Here is a 15,292-nt window from a genome sequence, read left to right on the forward strand (position 1 = left end):
TGAGTTCCCATCTGCAGGGATATGCGGCATGGGGGCGGTGCGGGTCAAGCGCGACGGCGGATCACGCCGTCATGGCAAGCGTCGCCAGCACCGCAATTTCGGTGACAAGAACGACTGCGCCCAGCACATCCCCGGTCTGCCCACCGACAAGACGCAAGGCGCGCCTGGCCCCCATCCAAGCGACCACAGGCACGATCAGCATGGCCGCCAAGACCCCGGTGATGCCGGTCGCCAGCATGACGACAAGGGCGGCCAACCCTGCGGCGACGGCGCAGGCCGCGCGTCCCGGACGCCCCGCACCCTGGCCCAGACCGTCACTGCGCGCGGGCGGCATGGTCTGCATCAACAGGACGGGCGCCAGTCGTCCGGCGGTGGCCGCCGCAATCAGCGCCATCGGCCCCAGTTCCGACAGCGCCGCCACGCGGATCAGCATCGCGCAGACCAACGCCGCCGCGCCAAAGCTGCCGATGGTCGAATCGCGCATGATCCGCAGCCGGTCGGCCCTGTCGTGTCCCCCACCCGCATCGGCGAAATCGGCCAGCGCGTCTTCGTGCAGCGCGCCGGTCAGCCAGACGGACAGCGTCACGGCCAGCGCCGCGGGCAGCAGCCCGTGGCCCAGCCACAGGGGGATGCCCGCGATGGCCCCGACGATCGCCCCCGCGACCGGAAAGGCCCAGGCCGCGCCCGCCAGCGGCAGCACCTTGGGCGGCAGAAAGCGCCCCAAAGGCATCCGCGTCAGGAAGACCAGTGCCAGGATCAGGTGTTGCAGCCTAGCCAATGCCGGCCTCGGCAAAGGTGGCCATGCCGTTATGACACGCCAGCGCTGCGCGCAGCACCAGCAGGGCGACCCCGGCCCCCGACCCCTCCCCAAGACGCATGTCCAGCGACAGGATGGGTTGCTTGCCAAGGGCGGCGATCAGCTGCCTGTGGCCCGGCTCGGCGCTGACATGGCCGATCATGCAGTGATCCAGCGCCTGCGGATCGTCGCGGGTCAGCACGGCGGCAGCGGCACAGCAGATGAAGCCGTCCAGCATCACCGGAATGCGCAATTCGCGCGCCTTCAGAATGGCACCGCAGATGGCGGCCTGTTCGCGACCCCCGAAAGCGGCCAGCGTTTCCACGGCGGTCCGCGGCGCATGCAGGGCAAGCCCCTCGGCCACGGCGGCGATCTTGGCCTGCAGCATCGCGCCCTGCGCGCCGGTGCCGGGACCGACCCAATCTTCGGCACGCCCGCCCAGCACCGATGCGGCCAGCGCCGCAGCGACGGTCGAATTGCCGATGCCCATTTCGCCCAGCATCACAACATCGGCGGTGCGGTCGACGGCATCCGCACCTGCGGCCATTGCTTGCCGGACCTCGGCACCGGTCATGGCGGGACCTGCGGTGAAATCGGCGGTCGGGCGGTCAAGGTCCAGGGTGACGACCTGCAATTCGGCCCCCGCGACCCTACAGATCTGGTTGATGGCCGCACCGTCATTGCGAAAATTCCGGACCATCGCCTCGGTCACGGCGGGGGGAAAGGGCGTGATGCCGCGCGCGACGACGCCATGATTGCCCGCAAAGACGATCGCCTGTGCATGATCCATGACGGGCCGCGACGTGCCGCGCCAGCCTGCCATGAAAATCGCCAGTTCCTCCAGCCGCCCAAGCGAGCCTTGCGGCTTGGTCAGATTATCCTGCCAGACTTGGGCGGCGTCGGCGGCTTCCTGGTCAAAGTTGGTCATGCATTCCCTCGGGCATGGGTTTCAGTCGCAGGGGCTGGCCGCAGACGGCCATCCAGACCTGGTCGGCCAAATCGCCAATGGTCTGGTTCATCCAGCCGTGTTCATCGCGGAACCGGCGCGCAAGGGCGTTGTCGGGCACAATGCCTTGCCCCAGTTCATTGGTTACAAGAACGACAGGACAGGATTGCTGACGTAACGTCACCGCCAATGCGCTGATATCCGCCTGTCCCATCATGTTCGACATCCATAGCGTCAGGCAATCGACCAGCCGGACGCCTTGGCCATCGGTCGCGCGCAACGCGCCGCAAAGGTCATAGGGCTCTTCGACGGTTTTCCAGTTTCCACCGCGACCTGCCTGATGTCGCTGGATTCTTTCGCGCATTTCCCCGTCACGCGCTTCGGCCGTGGCGATATAGATGCGCGGCAGGGCGTGGCGCGCCACAAGCCGTTCGGCCAAAGCCGACTTGCCCGACCGGGCGCCGCCCGTCACCAGCGTGATATGTCCGTGATGCGTCATGCCGGCATCTGTTCCACATGGCGGGACGGTTGAAAAGCGGCAAAGCCCGCTTGCTCATCGCGCAAGTTTGCGTAACGTCGCGCCATTCGGGCGCAGAAGACGCCCACATGCAACAAGGAGGAGCTGGCCATGACCAGACTTTTCACCACCACCGCGCTTCTGGCAGCGCTGGCCCTGCCCGCCTATGCCGTCCAGCCCGCCGAGGGCGAGACGCTGGCCGACAGCCAGACCTATACCTATTGGCTGCTGGACGCGATCAAGTCGCTGGACCCGGCCAAGAACACCGATGTCGAAGGCTCGGACGTGCTGCGTTCGCTGTTCGAAGGGCTGATGAACGAAAACGCCAAGGGCGAGATGATCCCCGGCGTCGCCGAAAGCCACGAGGTCAGCGACGACCAGCTGACCTATACCTTCAAGCTGCGCGACGCCAAGTGGTCGAACGGCGAACCCGTCACGGCGCAGGATTTCGTCTTTGCTTGGCAGCGCGTCGTCAATCCTGAAACCGCGTCGGAATACGCGTGGTACATGGAGTTGATGAACGTCAAGAACGCGACCGAGATCGTCGCGGGCGAAGCCAAGCCCGAAGAACTGGGCATCAAGGCCATCGACGACAAGACGCTGGAAGTCACGCTGACCACGCCGACCCCCTATTTCGTCAGCACCCTGTCGCATGCCACGACCTATCCCGTGCCGCAGGCCGTGGTCGAGGAATTCGGCGACCAATGGACCCAGCCCGACCACTTGGTCGGCAACGGCGCCTTCACGCTGGCCAGCCACAACTTGGGCGTCGAGATCGTGATGGAGAAGAACCCGGAATATTGGGATGCGGAAAACGTCCTGATGGAAACGGTCCGCGGCGTCACCGTGAACGACAACAACGTCGCCCTGACCCGTTACCAGGCCGGCGAGTTGGACCGCGTCCAGATCCCGGCAGGCCAGTATCCGCGCCTGTCCGAGGAATTCCCCAACCAGGCGGTTTCGGTGCCTTACGGCTGTTCCTATGCCTATGTGATGAACCTGTCCGACAAGGGCCCCGAGGCGCTGAAGGACGTGCGCGTCCGCCAGGCAATGGCGCTTGGCCTGAACCGCGAGGTGATTGTCGATCAGGTCCTGCAGGGCGGCCAGAAGCCCGCCTATACCTGGACCCATTGGGCCATCAACGGCTTTACCCCGCCCGAAGGCGGCATGGCCGACATGTCCATGGAAGACCGGATGGCCAAGGCCAAGGAACTGCTGACCGAGGCCGGATACGGTCCCGACAACCCGGTCAAGGTGTCGCTGCAGTACAACACCGATGACAGCCACCGCCTGCTGGCTATCGCCGCCCAGCAGTTCTGGCGCCCCCTGGGCATCGAGGTCGAGCTGAACAACGTCGAATGGAAGGTCCATACCGACCGCCTGCAGTCGCAGGATTTCGACGTCGCCCGCTATGCCTGGTGCGCCGATTACAACGAAGCCTCGACCTTCCTCGACTGGTTCCGCACCGACGGCTACAACAGCGGCAAATGGTCGAACGAGGAATATGACCAGTTGCTGGTCGATGCCCGCACCGCCGAGGATACCACGCCGCTTTACCAGCGCGCCGAGGAGATCCTGGCCGAGGAAATGCCCGCGGTCTTCGTCTATCACTATGCCAAGGTCGACATGATCAATCCGGCCATCAAAGGCCTTCCGCGTGAAAACCTGTTGAACACGTGGTATGCCAAGGACCTGTATCGCGTCGCCGAATAAGGCAACCGACCTTTCATGATCGGGCCGGGACGGGTTTTGACCCGTCCCGGCCCTCGGCTTTCAATCATCCCGCAGGGAGCCCAACGCGATGATCGCATTCATCCTGCGACGGCTGGCGGTGGCGATACCCACGCTGCTGCTGCTGATCGTCTTTTCTTTCATCCTGATGCACATGGCACCGGGCGGTCCCTTCACCGCCGAACGCGCCCTGCCACCCCAGGTGATCGCCAACCTCGAGGCGCAATACGGGCTGAACGACCCGCTGTGGCTGCAGATCTGGAATTATCTCTACAACATCGTGGTGCATTTCGACTTCGGTCCCAGCTTCGTCTATCCCGACCGGACGGTGAACCAGCTGATCGCCGCGGGCTTTCCCGTGACGCTGACCTATGGCGTGCTGTCCTTTGTGTCGGCCATCGTGCTGGGCGTGTCCTTGGGCGTGATCGCCGCCATCTGGCACAATTCCTGGATCGATTACATCGCGGTGGGGATTTCGATCGGCGCGCAGGTGCTGCCGAACTTCGTGATGGCACCGCTGTTGGTGCTGGTCCTGACGCTGTGGTACGGCCTGCTGCCCGGCGGCGGCTGGAGCTTCAGCGACCCCAGTTTCTGGATCATGCCGGTGATTGCGCTCGCGACCAGCTATATGGCATCGATCGCGCGGATCACCCGGTCATCCATGCTGGAGGTGCTGGGCAGCAACCATATCCGCACGGCCCGCGCCAAGGGGATGCCGGAATACCGGGTCATCATCCGCCACGCGCTGAAGCCTGCGATGCTGCCGGTGATCAGCTATCTGGGGCCGGTCTTCGTGTCGATGATCACCGGGTCGGTGGTGATCGACATGTATTTCTCGACCGGCGGGATCGGCAAGGCCTTCGTGGATTCGGCGCTGAACCGGGACTATGCGGTGATGATGGGCGTGACCATTCTGGTGGGGGCGCTGACCATCCTGTTCAACCTTATCGTCGACGTGCTCTATGCATGGATCGACCCCAAGATCAGGTACTGAGCCATGGTCATTGACGAACAAAAGATGAAATCCCTGTCCGAGCGGCTGGTGCAGGACGAGGTTCGCGGTCGCAGCCCCTGGGCGGATGCCCGCAAGCGGTTCCTGAACAACAAGGGCGCGATGCTGGGACTGATCATCCTGATCCTGGTCTCGGTCTTCGCGATGGTCGGCGGCCAATTCGCCGTCTGGTCGAACGAGGAGCTGGACTTCAGCGTCATGGGACAGGTTGCCCAGATGGGCCAGCCCTCGCTGGAAAACGGCCATTACTTCGGCACCGACAACCTGGGCCGCGACCTGTTCGCGCGGGTCGTCCAAGGCACGCAGATCAGCCTGATGGTCGGTGTCGTGGGCGCGGGCATCGCCGTCATCGTCGGCACGCTTTACGGCGCGACGGCCGGATATGTCGGCGGGCGCACCGACCAGATCATGATGCGGACCGTCGATATCCTGATGTCGATCCCCTATATGTTCGTGCTGATCCTGCTGCTGGTGATGTTCGGGCGGTCGATGTCGATGCTGTTCCTGGGCATCGGGCTGATCAGCTGGCTGGACATGTCGCGCATCGTACGCGGCCAGACCCTGTCGCTGAAGAACCGCGAATTCATCGAGGCCGCCCGTGCCACCGGCGTTCCCGCCTGGAAGATCATCATCCGCCACATCGTCCCGAACCTTTTGGGCGTGGTCGCGGTCTATGCGACGCTGCTGGTGCCGCTGATGATCCTGACCGAAAGCTTCATCAGCTTCCTTGGCCTTGGGGTTCAGGAACCGCTGACCAGCTGGGGCGCGTTGATTTCCGAAGGGGCGGGAACGATGAACTATGGCACCTTGTGGCAGCTGGCCTTCCCGCTGTTCTTCTTTGTCATCACGCTGTTCGGCTTCTTCTTCGTGGGCGACGGCCTGCGTGACGCCCTCGACCCGAAGGAGCGCTGAACATGAGCCTTCTAGACATCCGGAACCTTTCGGTTCGCTTCCAGACCAACGATGCCGAGGTCTGTGCCGTCAACAATGTCAACCTGTCGGTCGAGGCCGGACAGACCCTTGGTATCGTCGGTGAATCGGGCAGCGGCAAATCGCAGCTGTCCTTCGCCATGATGGGCCTTTTGGCGCGCAATGGTCGCGCGACGGGGTCGGTCATGTTCGACGGCCAGGAAATTCTGAACGCCCGGCCCAAGGTCCTGAACAGCATCCGGGCCGAGAAGATGGCGATGATCTTTCAGGACCCAATGACCTCGCTGAACCCCTATATGCGGGTGGCCGACCAGATGGCCGAGGTGCTGACCCTGCACAAGGGCATCGGCAAGCGTGAGGCCGTGGCGCAGGCCGTCGAGATGCTGGACGCCGTCAAGATCCCCGACGCCAAGGGTCGCGTGCGGCTCTATCCGCATGAATTCAGCGGCGGCATGCGCCAGCGCGTGATGATTGCCATGGCGCTTCTGTGCAAGCCCAAGCTGCTGATCGCGGATGAACCGACCACCGCGCTGGACGTGACCGTGCAGGCGCAGATTATGCAGCTGCTGAAGGAATTGCAGCGCGATTTCGGCATGGCGATGATCCTGATCACCCATGATCTGGGCGTTGTGGCGGGGTCCTGCGAACGCGTGGCGGTCATGTATGGCGGGCGCATCCGGGAAACCGGGCCGGTCCGCCCGATCTTTGCCGCGCCGACGCATCCCTATACCCAAGGGCTGCTGGACGCGATCCCGCGCGTTGATCAGCAGGACGAGGAATTGCGCGCCATCCCCGGCCAACCCCCGAACATGAGCCGACCCCCCAGTGGCTGCGCGTTTTCCCCGCGCTGCCCCTATGCGCGCGAGGGCTGCGACACGATCGATCCGCCGCTGGAAGGTTTTGCCCCCGAACAGGCCCGCGCCTGTCATGCCCCCGTGGCCGAGGTCATCGCCCGCCAGAACCGCATCACCATCGACGACGACCAGCCCGCAGCCGATCCCGGTGCCGGACCCGTGCAGGCCATCCCGCGCGGAGCCGTGGCAGGCGCTGGTGCCGCCGGAACCCCCAGCACGGTGGAGGGACAGCAATGAACCCGCTTCTTGATGTGCGCGACCTGCGCGTGACCTTCCAGATCCGCCGCGAGGGCGATCTGCCTTGGGCCAAGCCCCGGCCCCTGCATGCCGTCGCAGGCGTCGATTTCACCCTGAACCCCGGTGAGACCTTGGGCGTCGTGGGCGAATCCGGTTGCGGGAAATCCACCTTGGCCCGCGCGCTCATCGGGCTTGTCCCCGCCGAGGGTCAGGCAGAATGGATCGACGGCAAGGACCTGCTGGCCATGTCGCCGCGCCAGATGATGAAATATCGCAGCGACATCCAGATGGTCTTTCAGGACCCGCTGGCCAGCCTGAACCCGCGCATGACCGTGGGTCAGATCATCGCCGAACCCCTGACGACGCACCGCCCCGACCTTGGCCGCGCCGAGGTCCGCGACCGCGTCAAGGCGATGATGGAACGGGTGGGCCTGCTGCCGAACCAGATCAACCGCTATCCGCATGAATTCAGCGGCGGGCAGTGCCAGCGCATCGGCATCGCCCGCGCGCTGATCGTGGAACCCAAGCTGATCATCTGCGACGAACCGGTTTCGGCGCTGGACGTGTCGATCCAGGCGCAGGTGATCAATCTGCTGATCCGATTGCAGAAGGATCTGGGACTGGCGCTGGTCTTTATTGCCCACGACCTGTCGGTGGTCAAACATATCAGCGACCGGGTGATGGTGCTCTATCTGGGCAAGGTGATGGAGGTGGCGTCCTCGGCCGATCTCTATGGCGATCCGCAGCACCCCTATACGCAGGCGCTGCTTTCCGCGGTCCCGGTGCCCGACCCCACGATCGAGACGGCCAAGACCATCGTGCCGCTGGCGGGCGACCTGCCCTCGCCGATGAACCCGCCCTCGGGCTGCGTCTTCCGGACGCGCTGCCCGCGTGCGCAGGCCCGCTGCGCCGAGGAGGTGCCCCAGCCAATAGGCGGCGATCACAAGATCGCCTGCCATTTCCCCGGCCCCCTGACCGAGGCCGAGATCGCCCACGCCCGCCGACACGAGGCCGCGTAACATGCCGCCGTCCGACCCGACTGCAACCACATTTGCGGCGCGTTGGGCGGCGCTGAAGAACATCCCGCCCTTCCTGGCGATGGTCTGGCAGGCCAGCCGGACGCTGACCCTGGCGATGATCATCCTGCGGCTGCTGCGGGCGTTGATGCCCGTCGCGATGCTGTGGGTGGGCAAGCTGATCATCGATCAAGTGGTGGGCCTGTCATCCCTGCCCGGCCATCCCGAAACCCTGTCGGGCTGGTGGGACAGCGGGCTGGCGACAGGTCTGATCGCGCTGGTCGTGGCCGAACTGGCGCTGGCGCTGACCCAGGACATCCTGGGGCGGCTGGTCAGCTATACCGACAGCCTGCTGCAGGAAAAGCTGGTGATCGACATCTCGATCCGGCTGATGGACCACGCGGGCGACCTGGACCTTGCCAACTTTGAAGACCCCGCCTTTCAGGACCGGCTGGACCGCGCGCGACGCCAGACGATGGGGCGCATCCCGCTGGTCAACCAGGTCATGCAACAGCTGCAGGATCTGGTCACCGTGGGCAGTTTCGCGGTCGGGCTGCTGGTCTATAACCCGTGGCTGGTCCTGCTGCTGGCCGTGGCGCTGATCCCGTCGCTGTTCGGAGAGATGCATTTCAACGCCCAGACCTATGCGCTGAACCACCGCCGCGCGCCCGACCGGCGCGAACGCGACTATCTGCGCATGATCGGGGCCAGCGCCGAAACCGCGAAAGAGGTCAAGATCTTTGGCCTGTCGCCCTTCCTGCGCGACCGCTATTTGACGCTGGCGCGGCGGTTCTACCTGGAAAACCGTGCAATCCAGCGGCGCCAGCTGACGGCGATGGCGGCACTGACGGCCATGGGGACGCTGGCCTATTACGGCGCCTTCCTGTGGATCATCGCCAATGCCCTGACCGGCGATCTGACGCTTGGCGACCTGACCTTCCTGTCGGGCAGCTTTCTGCGGCTGCGCGGGCTGCTGGAGGGGCTGCTCAGCAGTTTCTCCAGCATGGCGGGACAGGCCATGTATCTGGACGACCTGTTCGAGTTCTTCACCTCGACCCCCGCCATCGCGTCTCGACCCGATGCGCTGCCGGTCCCCACGCCGATCCGCCAGGGTTTCCGGTTCGAAAACGTGGGCTTCCGCTATGCCGGGCGCGATGATTGGGCCATCCGCGGCATGAGCTTTGACCTGCATGCAGGGGAAACCGTCGCGCTGGTGGGGGAAAACGGCGCGGGCAAGACCACCATCGTCAAGCTGCTGGCGCGGCTTTACGACCCCGACGAAGGGCGCATCCTGCTGGATGGCCGTGACCTGCGCGACTATGACCTGGACCAGCTGCGCGGCGCCGTGGGCGTCATCTTCCAAGATTTTGTCCGCTATGCCGTCACTGCGTCGGAAAATATCGCCATCGGGCGAATCGAGGAACGCGACGACGGTCCCCGCATCATCGCCGCCGCCGAACGGTCCCTGGCCGATCAGGTCATCGCCAAGCTGCCGCGGGGATATGACCAGATGGTCGGCAAGCGTTTCAGCAAGGGTTTGGACCTCTCGGGTGGCGAATGGCAGAAGCTGGCCATCGCGCGTGCCTATATGCGCGACGCACAGCTGTTGATCCTGGACGAACCCACCGCTGCCCTGGACGCACGCGCCGAGTACGAGGTGTTTCAGCGCTTCAAGGAACTGACGCATGGACGCACGGCGCTGCTGATCTCACACCGCTTCTCCAGCGTGCGGATGGCCGACCGGATCATCGTGCTGGAAAAGGGTCGGGTCGATGCACAGGGCAGCCATGACGAATTGCTGGCGCAGAACGGCCGCTATCGCGAGCTGTTCGAGCTGCAGGCCCAAGGGTATCGGTGATTATCTGGATGGGGGGTGGTGGTACCGCCTACCCGTCTCGAACGGGTGACCTCTAGATCCACAATCTAGCGCTCTAACCAACTGAGCTAAGGCGGCACTGGGCGGTTCAATAGCCCCAGTGCGCGGCGGTTGCAACCCTCGCTTGCCGTGAAATTGCGTCCGCGTTACAGAAAGTTTCTCAGCTGAAAGGACAGACCATGGGTATCAACAGCGAAAGCGATGTCACGGCCAATCTTCAGATCGGCCCAACCGATCAGGGAATGGTCCGCATCTACATTCAGGGCGACGGCATCGACCTGCCGATGGATTTCGACGCCGAAGAAGCGACCGAGATCGCCGAAGAACTGATGGCAGCCGCCGAGGCCGTCCGCAGCACGTCTAAAAAGCCCCGGCGCTGAGCCCTTCCGGGTCGCACAGCCCCTGCAGGCGCAGGGCCGCGGCCCTGGCAAAGTCGCGTTGCACCTTGGTGCGGCGCGCGGGCGCAAGGCGGGTTTCGGGCGCCATGCGGACAATATCGGCGCCATAGGCATCGGCCATGATCAGGCCGGTGTCCTGGGGTAGCAGGTCGATGGGGAAATCACCGTCGACCGCCCAAAAATAGCGGTCGCACCATTCCAGATATCCCTGCCACTTGCGGTCGGACTGGAAATCGGCGCGGCTGCTTTTGCATTCGACGATCCACAATTCGCCCTTCGGACCAAGGCTGATCAGGTCGACGCGCAACCCGCGCGACGGCACGAATTCGGTCAGCACGGCATGATCCAGCGACCGCAGCATCCGCCCGGTGCCCCGCGCAAGCCGTTGCCCCGGCTTGCCGGGAAGGCAGGTCTGTTCAATTGCGTCCATGCGCCGAAACTAGAACGAAGCAGAAACAATCTCAACCCGCCTTGCCGCTGGCTGACGCGGCGTATAGCGTCTGGCAAAACGCGAATTGCCGAAGCCGCCTGAAAGGACTGCATGTTCGATATCGCCCTGCTTTTCCTTGCCGGGCTGGTCGGCGGCATCCTGAATGCCGTGGCGGGCGGGGGCACCTTCATCACCTTTCCGGCGCTGGTCTTCGTGGGCGTGCCCCCGGTGATCGCCAATGCCACGGCGACCGTGGCCGCGCTGCCCGGCTATCTTGCCGCGACCTATGGCTTCCGCCGCGATCTGGCCGCGATGGAGGGTGTCAGGATGCGGCACCTGACGCTGTGGACCATGGCGGGCGGCGTGATCGGGGCCGGGCTGCTGCTGGTCAGTTCGAATCAGGCATTCTCGGCGCTGGTCCCCTTTCTTCTGCTGATCGCGACGGTCATCTTCATCTGGGCGCAGCAGGTCCGGGCATGGGCGGCGCGCTATGCGCGGGTCGTGACGCCCTTCGGGCTGGGAACGCTGCTGCCGGTGGCGGTCTATGGCGGGTATTTCAACGGCGGGCTGGGGATCATCCTGCTGGCCCTGTTCGCGATGTGGGGTCTGCGCGACATCCACCAGATGAACGGGCTGAAAAGCTGGCTCAGCGTCGCGTTGTCGCTGATCGCCTGCGTGATCTTCGCCCTTGGCGGATCGATCGCATGGGGCCCCGGCGCGCTGATGGCGCTCGGCACCGTTCTGGGCGGGTTTATCGGCCCGTCGGTCGCGCGGCGCATCCCCATGCCGACCCTGCGCGCGCTGATCGCCTGCATCGGCTTCGGCACCACCGCAATCTTTTTCTGGCGTCTCATTCAAGGAGCATCAACATGAGCGACATCACCCGTATCGAAACCGGAACCCGCATGAGCCGCGCGGTCATCGCCAACGGTTTCGTCTTTCTGGCAGGCCAGGTCGGCGAACCGGGCAGTTCGGTCGCCGATCAGACCCGCGAATGCCTGGCGCAGATCGAGGATCTGCTGGCAAAAGCCGGAACCGACAAGACGCGCATCGTCTCGGCCCAGATCTGGATGGCCGACATGGCCGATTTTGCGGAAATGAACGCGGTCTGGGACGCCTGGGTGCCCGAAGGTCATGCCCCCGCCCGTGCCACCGGCGAATCCGCGCTGGCAACCCCCGACTACAAGGTCGAGATCATCGTCACCGCGATCCTGTGATCGCCTGAATGACCGAGCGCGCCGCGCGATGGCCCGGCGCCTCACCGCCCTTTCCAAGGCGGTCCATGGTCAGATCCATGGCCTGCAGCTGCGCGGCGCGCGAGGTAGGATCCTCAAGCGCCGCCTGCAGCGCCAGCGAAATGGGGCCGGGCTGGCAATTGCGGCCCAGATATTCCGGCACCGCGCGCGTATCGCTGACCAGGTTGACCAGCGTCACCGTGTCGGTCTTCAGCAACGCGCCCAGGATCCAGCGGCTGATGGGCGCCATGTCATAGCCGATGACCATCGGAATGCGGTTCGCGGCCAGTTCCAGGCTGACCGTCCCCGATGCCGCCAGCGCCAGATCGGCGGCGGCGAAGGCGGCACGTTTCTCATCCGCCTCCTCGATGACGATGGGGGCGGTAGGCCAGCGGCGGGTCATGTCGCGCACCATGCCGGCAACGCCGGGAACGGTGGGCAGGACGACGCGAATTTCCGGGACGCGGTCGCGCAGCCGCATCAACGCCTCGTCAAAGCGGGGGCCAAGGCGCGACACCTCGGACCGGCGCGATCCCGGCAGGCAGAGGACGATCGGCGCATCACGCGCGATCCCGTGCGCATTGCGGAACAGGGTGGCATCGTTGCGACCGGCCACACCCGCCGTGGCGACCGGATGGCCCACGAAATCGCAGGTCATGCCCGCGGCCTGCATCAGCGGCGGCTCGAACGGCAGGATCGCCAAGACATGGTCGATAACCTTGGCCATCTTGACCGCCCGCCCCGGCCGCCAAGCCCAGACCGACGGCGCGACGTAATGCACCGTCCGAAGTTCGGGGCGCGCGGCACGCACGATCTTGGCCACGCGCAGACAGAAATCGGGGCTGTCGATCGTCACCAAGACATCGGCCCCCGATTGAAGCACGGCCTGGGCGGTTTCCGCGATGCGACGCTTCAGATGGCGATATTTGGGCAGCACTTCCCAAATTCCCATGAGGCTCAGTTCATCCATGGGAAACAAGCTGTCCAGCCCATGCAACTGCATGCCATGCCCGCCGATGCCGATGAATTCGGCGGCAGGGTCGAAATGCGTCAGCCCCGCCATCAGGGCGGCGCCAAGCTGATCACCTGAGGGTTCGCCTGCGATCAGGAAATACTTCATGCCGGTTCACCTTGCTGCTGTCTGGCCATAGGTATTGGCCTGCAGGCCAAGAAGCCAGCGCTTCCTGACGACTACCCTAGGCTTCGGCGTCTACTGCCCACAGGAACAGACCGGCTGCCTCTGCCCGACGCAGGGTTTCGGTGCGGTCCAGCAGGATCGTGCCGCCCGCCTCCCACGCGATGCCCGCAAGCCCTGCGCGCGCTGCCTGATCGACGGTATCGGGACCGATGGTCGGCAGGTCGATGCGGCGGTCCTGTCCGGGCTTGGGCGCCTTGTAGAGAATCCCTTTCGCGCCGTCGGGATTGGGACGCATGTCCGCATGCAGCGCCGCAAATTGCAGCATCGCCTCGGTGCCCGGCAGGGTTTCCAGCGACAGGCAGAGACCTTGTGCCACGACCGCGCCCTGACCGATATCCAAGCCACCCGTGCCGGCAAGGATCTGCGCGGCACGCTGGACGTCGCGTTTGTCAGCCGCCGAAGGTGCCCCGGCAAGAACGCCCGCATCCGGAACCATGTCGGGACAAATTTCTTTGACCGAACAAATGCTCAGATCATTTTCCTCGAAGATATCGAGGACCGTTCGCAGGGCCGCGTCATCGCCCGATTGCATCGCCATCAGGATGCGCGGGACAATTTGCGCAGTGCGGGGATCGAATGCCTCGGGGTCCAATCGGGGACGGCGGATGGCCCCGGCAAAGATCACCTGTGTGATGCCCTGGTCAATCAGATCGTCGATGAAGGGCAGCAAGCGTTCCAAGCGGAATGTCTTGTGGTCCAGGCCTTCGGGCGCAAAGCCGTCCAGCGCATAGACGGCAGGGTCCGTCAGGGCGCGCGCTATGGCGGGGGCAAGATGGCCCTTGCCTGCGATCACTGCGATGCGTGTCATCTGTTCTGCCTTGTTGCGCGAATTATCAGGTGCTGCGCGGCGTCAGGAAACTGCGATCGGACGGTCCCAGGATGAATTCCAGAACATCACGCTCCATCGCGGACACCTCGGTCTCGGCGCGGCTGCGCGCGGTGTCGCGGAACGATCCCTGCGCCAGGGCGGCCAGCATTTCCCGCAGCGCCAAGATATCGGTACGGGTTGCCCCACGCCGCTTCAGACCCACCAAGTTCAAACCGTCCAGATGGCCGCGCGGCCCCTGCACCAGACCATAGGGAATAACATCGGCCGTGACCATCGTGACCGCGCCGATCATTGCCCCGCGCCCGATACGCACCCATTGATGCACACCCGACAACCCGCCGATGATGACGTCATCCTCCAAGTGGCAATGCCCCGCGACCGAGGCGTTGTTCACCAGGATGACCCGGTCGCCGATGTGGCAATCATGCGCGACGTGTGCGCCCGACATGAACAGCCCGTCGTCGCCAACGATGGTGATGCCGCCACCGCCTTCGGTTCCGGGGTTCATGGTGACATATTCGCGGACGCGGTTGCGGGCACCGATGCGCAGGCTGACATCCTCGCCCCGGAACTTCAGGTCCTGCGGGACCTCGCCGATGCAAGCGAAGGGAAAGACGACCGTGTCCTGCCCGATGCTGGTATCGCCAGCCACGACGACGTGGGACTTCAGAACCACCCCCTGCGCCAGCTTGACCTTGGCACCGACGACGCAGAAAGGCCCGACGGTGACGCCATCGGCAATCTGGGCGCCCGGTTCGATGACGGCCGAAGGGTGGATCAGGGTTTCAGGCATCGGCTTTCCGCGCCATCATGGCCGTGAATTCGGCTGAAGCGCAAAGCTGGCCGTCGACCATGGCCTTGCCTTCGAACTTCCAGATCTTGCCGCCGCCGCGGATCGCCTTGACATGCAGTTCGACCACGTCGCCGGGAACCACCATGCGGCGGAACTTGCATTTGTCGATCCCCATGAAATAGGTCAGCATTTCCTCGTCCACGACGTTGATGCTGATGCCCACCACGATGGCGGCGGTCTGGGCCATCGCCTCGATGATGGTAACGCCCGGCATGACCGGCTGCTCGGGGAAGTGGCCCTGAAAATGAGGTTCGTTGGCGGTGACGTTCTTGATGCCGACGGCGCTTTCGAACGGCACGATGTCGCGCACCTTGTCGATGAACAGGAAAGGGTAACGGTGCGGAATGATCCGCTTGATCAGCGACAGGTCTGCCTCGGTATAGGGGGCGGGATTGCGCGCGTCGTCGGCCATTTTCGTTCCTTCAGGCGGTTTT

17 protein-coding genes and 1 tRNA gene are annotated in these 15,292 nt (G+C 64.5%); 9 read left to right on the forward strand and 9 right to left on the reverse strand.

The annotated features are described in order from the left end of the window. Positions 1 to 61: 61 nt before the first annotated feature. The 3 genes from DKT70_RS11855 to cobU are packed head-to-tail and all read right to left on the reverse strand — an operon-like array spanning position 62 to position 2,241. A complete protein-coding gene (locus tag DKT70_RS11855) occupies positions 62 to 778 on the reverse strand; it encodes an adenosylcobinamide-GDP ribazoletransferase (RefSeq protein WP_233490548.1) in 717 nt (238 codons plus the stop codon). Next, the gene (gene cobT, locus DKT70_RS11860; protein WP_111559332.1) at positions 771 to 1,724 is read right to left on the reverse strand and encodes a nicotinate-nucleotide--dimethylbenzimidazole phosphoribosyltransferase; all 954 of its coding nucleotides are present in this window, start codon (positions 1,722 to 1,724) and stop codon (positions 771 to 773) included. The genes DKT70_RS11855 and cobT overlap by 8 nt, the downstream gene beginning before the upstream one ends. Further along, entirely contained in the window at positions 1,711 to 2,241 is a 531-nt protein-coding gene (cobU, locus tag DKT70_RS11865) for a bifunctional adenosylcobinamide kinase/adenosylcobinamide-phosphate guanylyltransferase (RefSeq protein WP_111559333.1), read from the reverse strand. Before cobU ends, cobT begins: the two co-directional genes overlap by 14 nt. A gap of 129 nt (positions 2,242 to 2,370) precedes the next feature. Between cobU and DKT70_RS11870 the strand changes: the two genes are divergently transcribed. The 6 genes from DKT70_RS11870 (at position 2,371) to DKT70_RS11895 (ending at position 9,897) form a co-directional block, all read left to right on the forward strand. After that, entirely contained in the window at positions 2,371 to 3,972 is a 1,602-nt protein-coding gene (locus DKT70_RS11870) for a peptide ABC transporter substrate-binding protein (RefSeq protein ID WP_111559334.1), read from the forward strand. 88 nt (positions 3,973 to 4,060) lie between these two features. Further along, positions 4,061 to 4,984, forward strand: coding sequence for an oligopeptide ABC transporter permease OppB (oppB, locus tag DKT70_RS11875; protein ID WP_111559335.1), 924 nt, complete (start codon positions 4,061 to 4,063; stop codon positions 4,982 to 4,984). Between the two features lie 3 nt (positions 4,985 to 4,987). Continuing rightward, positions 4,988 to 5,914 (forward strand): ABC transporter permease subunit, encoded by a 927-nt coding sequence (locus DKT70_RS11880; RefSeq protein ID WP_407672209.1) that lies wholly within the window; start codon positions 4,988 to 4,990, stop codon positions 5,912 to 5,914. A gap of 2 nt (positions 5,915 to 5,916) precedes the next feature. Beyond that, a complete protein-coding gene (locus DKT70_RS11885; RefSeq protein WP_111559336.1) occupies positions 5,917 to 7,023 on the forward strand; it encodes an oligopeptide/dipeptide ABC transporter ATP-binding protein in 1,107 nt (368 codons plus the stop codon). Further along, on the forward strand, positions 7,020 to 8,042 hold the full coding sequence (locus DKT70_RS11890; protein WP_111559337.1) for an oligopeptide/dipeptide ABC transporter ATP-binding protein: 1,023 nt from the start codon (positions 7,020 to 7,022) through the stop codon (positions 8,040 to 8,042). Before DKT70_RS11885 ends, DKT70_RS11890 begins: the two co-directional genes overlap by 4 nt. 1 nt (position 8,043) lies before the next feature. Next, positions 8,044 to 9,897 (forward strand): ABC transporter ATP-binding protein, encoded by a 1,854-nt coding sequence (locus DKT70_RS11895; protein ID WP_199559583.1) that lies wholly within the window; start codon positions 8,044 to 8,046, stop codon positions 9,895 to 9,897. Positions 9,898 to 9,916: 19 nt separating this feature from the next. On the opposite strand, the gene DKT70_RS11900 is transcribed toward DKT70_RS11895, so the two are convergent. Further along, positions 9,917 to 9,993: transfer RNA gene (locus DKT70_RS11900), tRNA-His, on the reverse strand. A gap of 101 nt (positions 9,994 to 10,094) precedes the next feature. Here DKT70_RS11900 and DKT70_RS11905 point away from each other — a divergent pair. Then, a complete protein-coding gene (locus DKT70_RS11905) occupies positions 10,095 to 10,295 on the forward strand; it encodes a DUF6324 family protein (RefSeq protein WP_111559338.1) in 201 nt (66 codons plus the stop codon). Here DKT70_RS11905 and DKT70_RS11910 read toward each other — a convergent pair. Next, positions 10,276 to 10,743, reverse strand: a complete 468-nt coding sequence (locus tag DKT70_RS11910) for an MmcB family DNA repair protein (protein ID WP_111559339.1) — start codon at positions 10,741 to 10,743, stop codon at positions 10,276 to 10,278. The genes DKT70_RS11905 and DKT70_RS11910 overlap by 20 nt on opposite strands. A 111-nt stretch (positions 10,744 to 10,854) precedes the next feature. Here DKT70_RS11910 and DKT70_RS11915 point away from each other — a divergent pair, with 111 nt between their 5' ends. Next, positions 10,855 to 11,616, forward strand: a complete 762-nt coding sequence (locus DKT70_RS11915) for a sulfite exporter TauE/SafE family protein (RefSeq protein WP_111559340.1) — start codon at positions 10,855 to 10,857, stop codon at positions 11,614 to 11,616. Then, complete coding sequence (locus tag DKT70_RS11920) at positions 11,613 to 11,960, forward strand: RidA family protein (RefSeq protein WP_111559341.1); 348 nt, start codon at positions 11,613 to 11,615, stop codon at positions 11,958 to 11,960. Before DKT70_RS11915 ends, DKT70_RS11920 begins: the two co-directional genes overlap by 4 nt. Here DKT70_RS11920 and lpxB read toward each other — a convergent pair. The 4 genes from lpxB to fabZ all read right to left on the reverse strand — a co-directional run bounded on the left by lpxB (position 11,944) and on the right by fabZ (position 15,270). Further along, positions 11,944 to 13,098, reverse strand: coding sequence for a lipid-A-disaccharide synthase (gene lpxB / locus DKT70_RS11925; protein WP_111559342.1), 1,155 nt, complete (start codon positions 13,096 to 13,098; stop codon positions 11,944 to 11,946). The two genes, DKT70_RS11920 and lpxB, sit on opposite strands and share 17 nt — an antisense overlap. 76 nt (positions 13,099 to 13,174) lie before the next feature. Beyond that, a complete protein-coding gene (locus tag DKT70_RS11930; protein WP_111559343.1) occupies positions 13,175 to 13,984 on the reverse strand; it encodes an LpxI family protein in 810 nt (269 codons plus the stop codon). A gap of 25 nt (positions 13,985 to 14,009) precedes the next feature. Then, positions 14,010 to 14,798, reverse strand: a complete 789-nt coding sequence (gene lpxA, locus DKT70_RS11935; protein ID WP_111559344.1) for an acyl-ACP--UDP-N-acetylglucosamine O-acyltransferase — start codon at positions 14,796 to 14,798, stop codon at positions 14,010 to 14,012. Beyond that, positions 14,791 to 15,270, reverse strand: a complete 480-nt coding sequence (gene fabZ, locus DKT70_RS11940) for a 3-hydroxyacyl-ACP dehydratase FabZ (protein ID WP_111559345.1) — start codon at positions 15,268 to 15,270, stop codon at positions 14,791 to 14,793. Before fabZ ends, lpxA begins: the two co-directional genes overlap by 8 nt. Between the last annotated feature and the right edge of the window lie 22 nt (positions 15,271 to 15,292).

The organism is Paracoccus sediminilitoris, assembly GCF_003259195.1.
GTDB lineage: Bacteria > Pseudomonadota > Alphaproteobacteria > Rhodobacterales > Rhodobacteraceae > Paracoccus > Paracoccus sediminilitoris.

What these genes read in the sequence shown, in the direction of transcription:
- cobT (WP_111559332.1), bottom strand. Translation starts at nt 1,724, where the DNA reads ATGACCAACTTTGACCAGGAAGCCGCCGACGCCGCCCAAGTCTGGCAG.
- cobU (WP_111559333.1), bottom strand. Translation starts at nt 2,241, where the DNA reads ATGACGCATCACGGACATATCACGCTGGTGACGGGCGGCGCCCGGTCG.
- DKT70_RS11870 (WP_111559334.1), top strand. Translation starts at nt 2,371, where the DNA reads ATGACCAGACTTTTCACCACCACCGCGCTTCTGGCAGCGCTGGCCCTG.
- oppB (WP_111559335.1), top strand. Translation starts at nt 4,061, where the DNA reads ATGATCGCATTCATCCTGCGACGGCTGGCGGTGGCGATACCCACGCTG.
- DKT70_RS11880 (WP_407672209.1), top strand. Translation starts at nt 4,988, where the DNA reads ATGGTCATTGACGAACAAAAGATGAAATCCCTGTCCGAGCGGCTGGTG.
- DKT70_RS11885 (WP_111559336.1), top strand. Translation starts at nt 5,917, where the DNA reads ATGAGCCTTCTAGACATCCGGAACCTTTCGGTTCGCTTCCAGACCAAC.
- DKT70_RS11890 (WP_111559337.1), top strand. Translation starts at nt 7,020, where the DNA reads ATGAACCCGCTTCTTGATGTGCGCGACCTGCGCGTGACCTTCCAGATC.
- DKT70_RS11895 (WP_199559583.1), top strand. Translation starts at nt 8,044, where the DNA reads ATGCCGCCGTCCGACCCGACTGCAACCACATTTGCGGCGCGTTGGGCG.
- DKT70_RS11905 (WP_111559338.1), top strand. Translation starts at nt 10,095, where the DNA reads ATGGGTATCAACAGCGAAAGCGATGTCACGGCCAATCTTCAGATCGGC.
- DKT70_RS11910 (WP_111559339.1), bottom strand. Translation starts at nt 10,743, where the DNA reads ATGGACGCAATTGAACAGACCTGCCTTCCCGGCAAGCCGGGGCAACGG.
- DKT70_RS11915 (WP_111559340.1), top strand. Translation starts at nt 10,855, where the DNA reads ATGTTCGATATCGCCCTGCTTTTCCTTGCCGGGCTGGTCGGCGGCATC.
- DKT70_RS11920 (WP_111559341.1), top strand. Translation starts at nt 11,613, where the DNA reads ATGAGCGACATCACCCGTATCGAAACCGGAACCCGCATGAGCCGCGCG.
- lpxB (WP_111559342.1), bottom strand. Translation starts at nt 13,098, where the DNA reads ATGAAGTATTTCCTGATCGCAGGCGAACCCTCAGGTGATCAGCTTGGC.
- DKT70_RS11930 (WP_111559343.1), bottom strand. Translation starts at nt 13,984, where the DNA reads ATGACACGCATCGCAGTGATCGCAGGCAAGGGCCATCTTGCCCCCGCC.
- lpxA (WP_111559344.1), bottom strand. Translation starts at nt 14,798, where the DNA reads ATGCCTGAAACCCTGATCCACCCTTCGGCCGTCATCGAACCGGGCGCC.
- fabZ (WP_111559345.1), bottom strand. Translation starts at nt 15,270, where the DNA reads ATGGCCGACGACGCGCGCAATCCCGCCCCCTATACCGAGGCAGACCTG.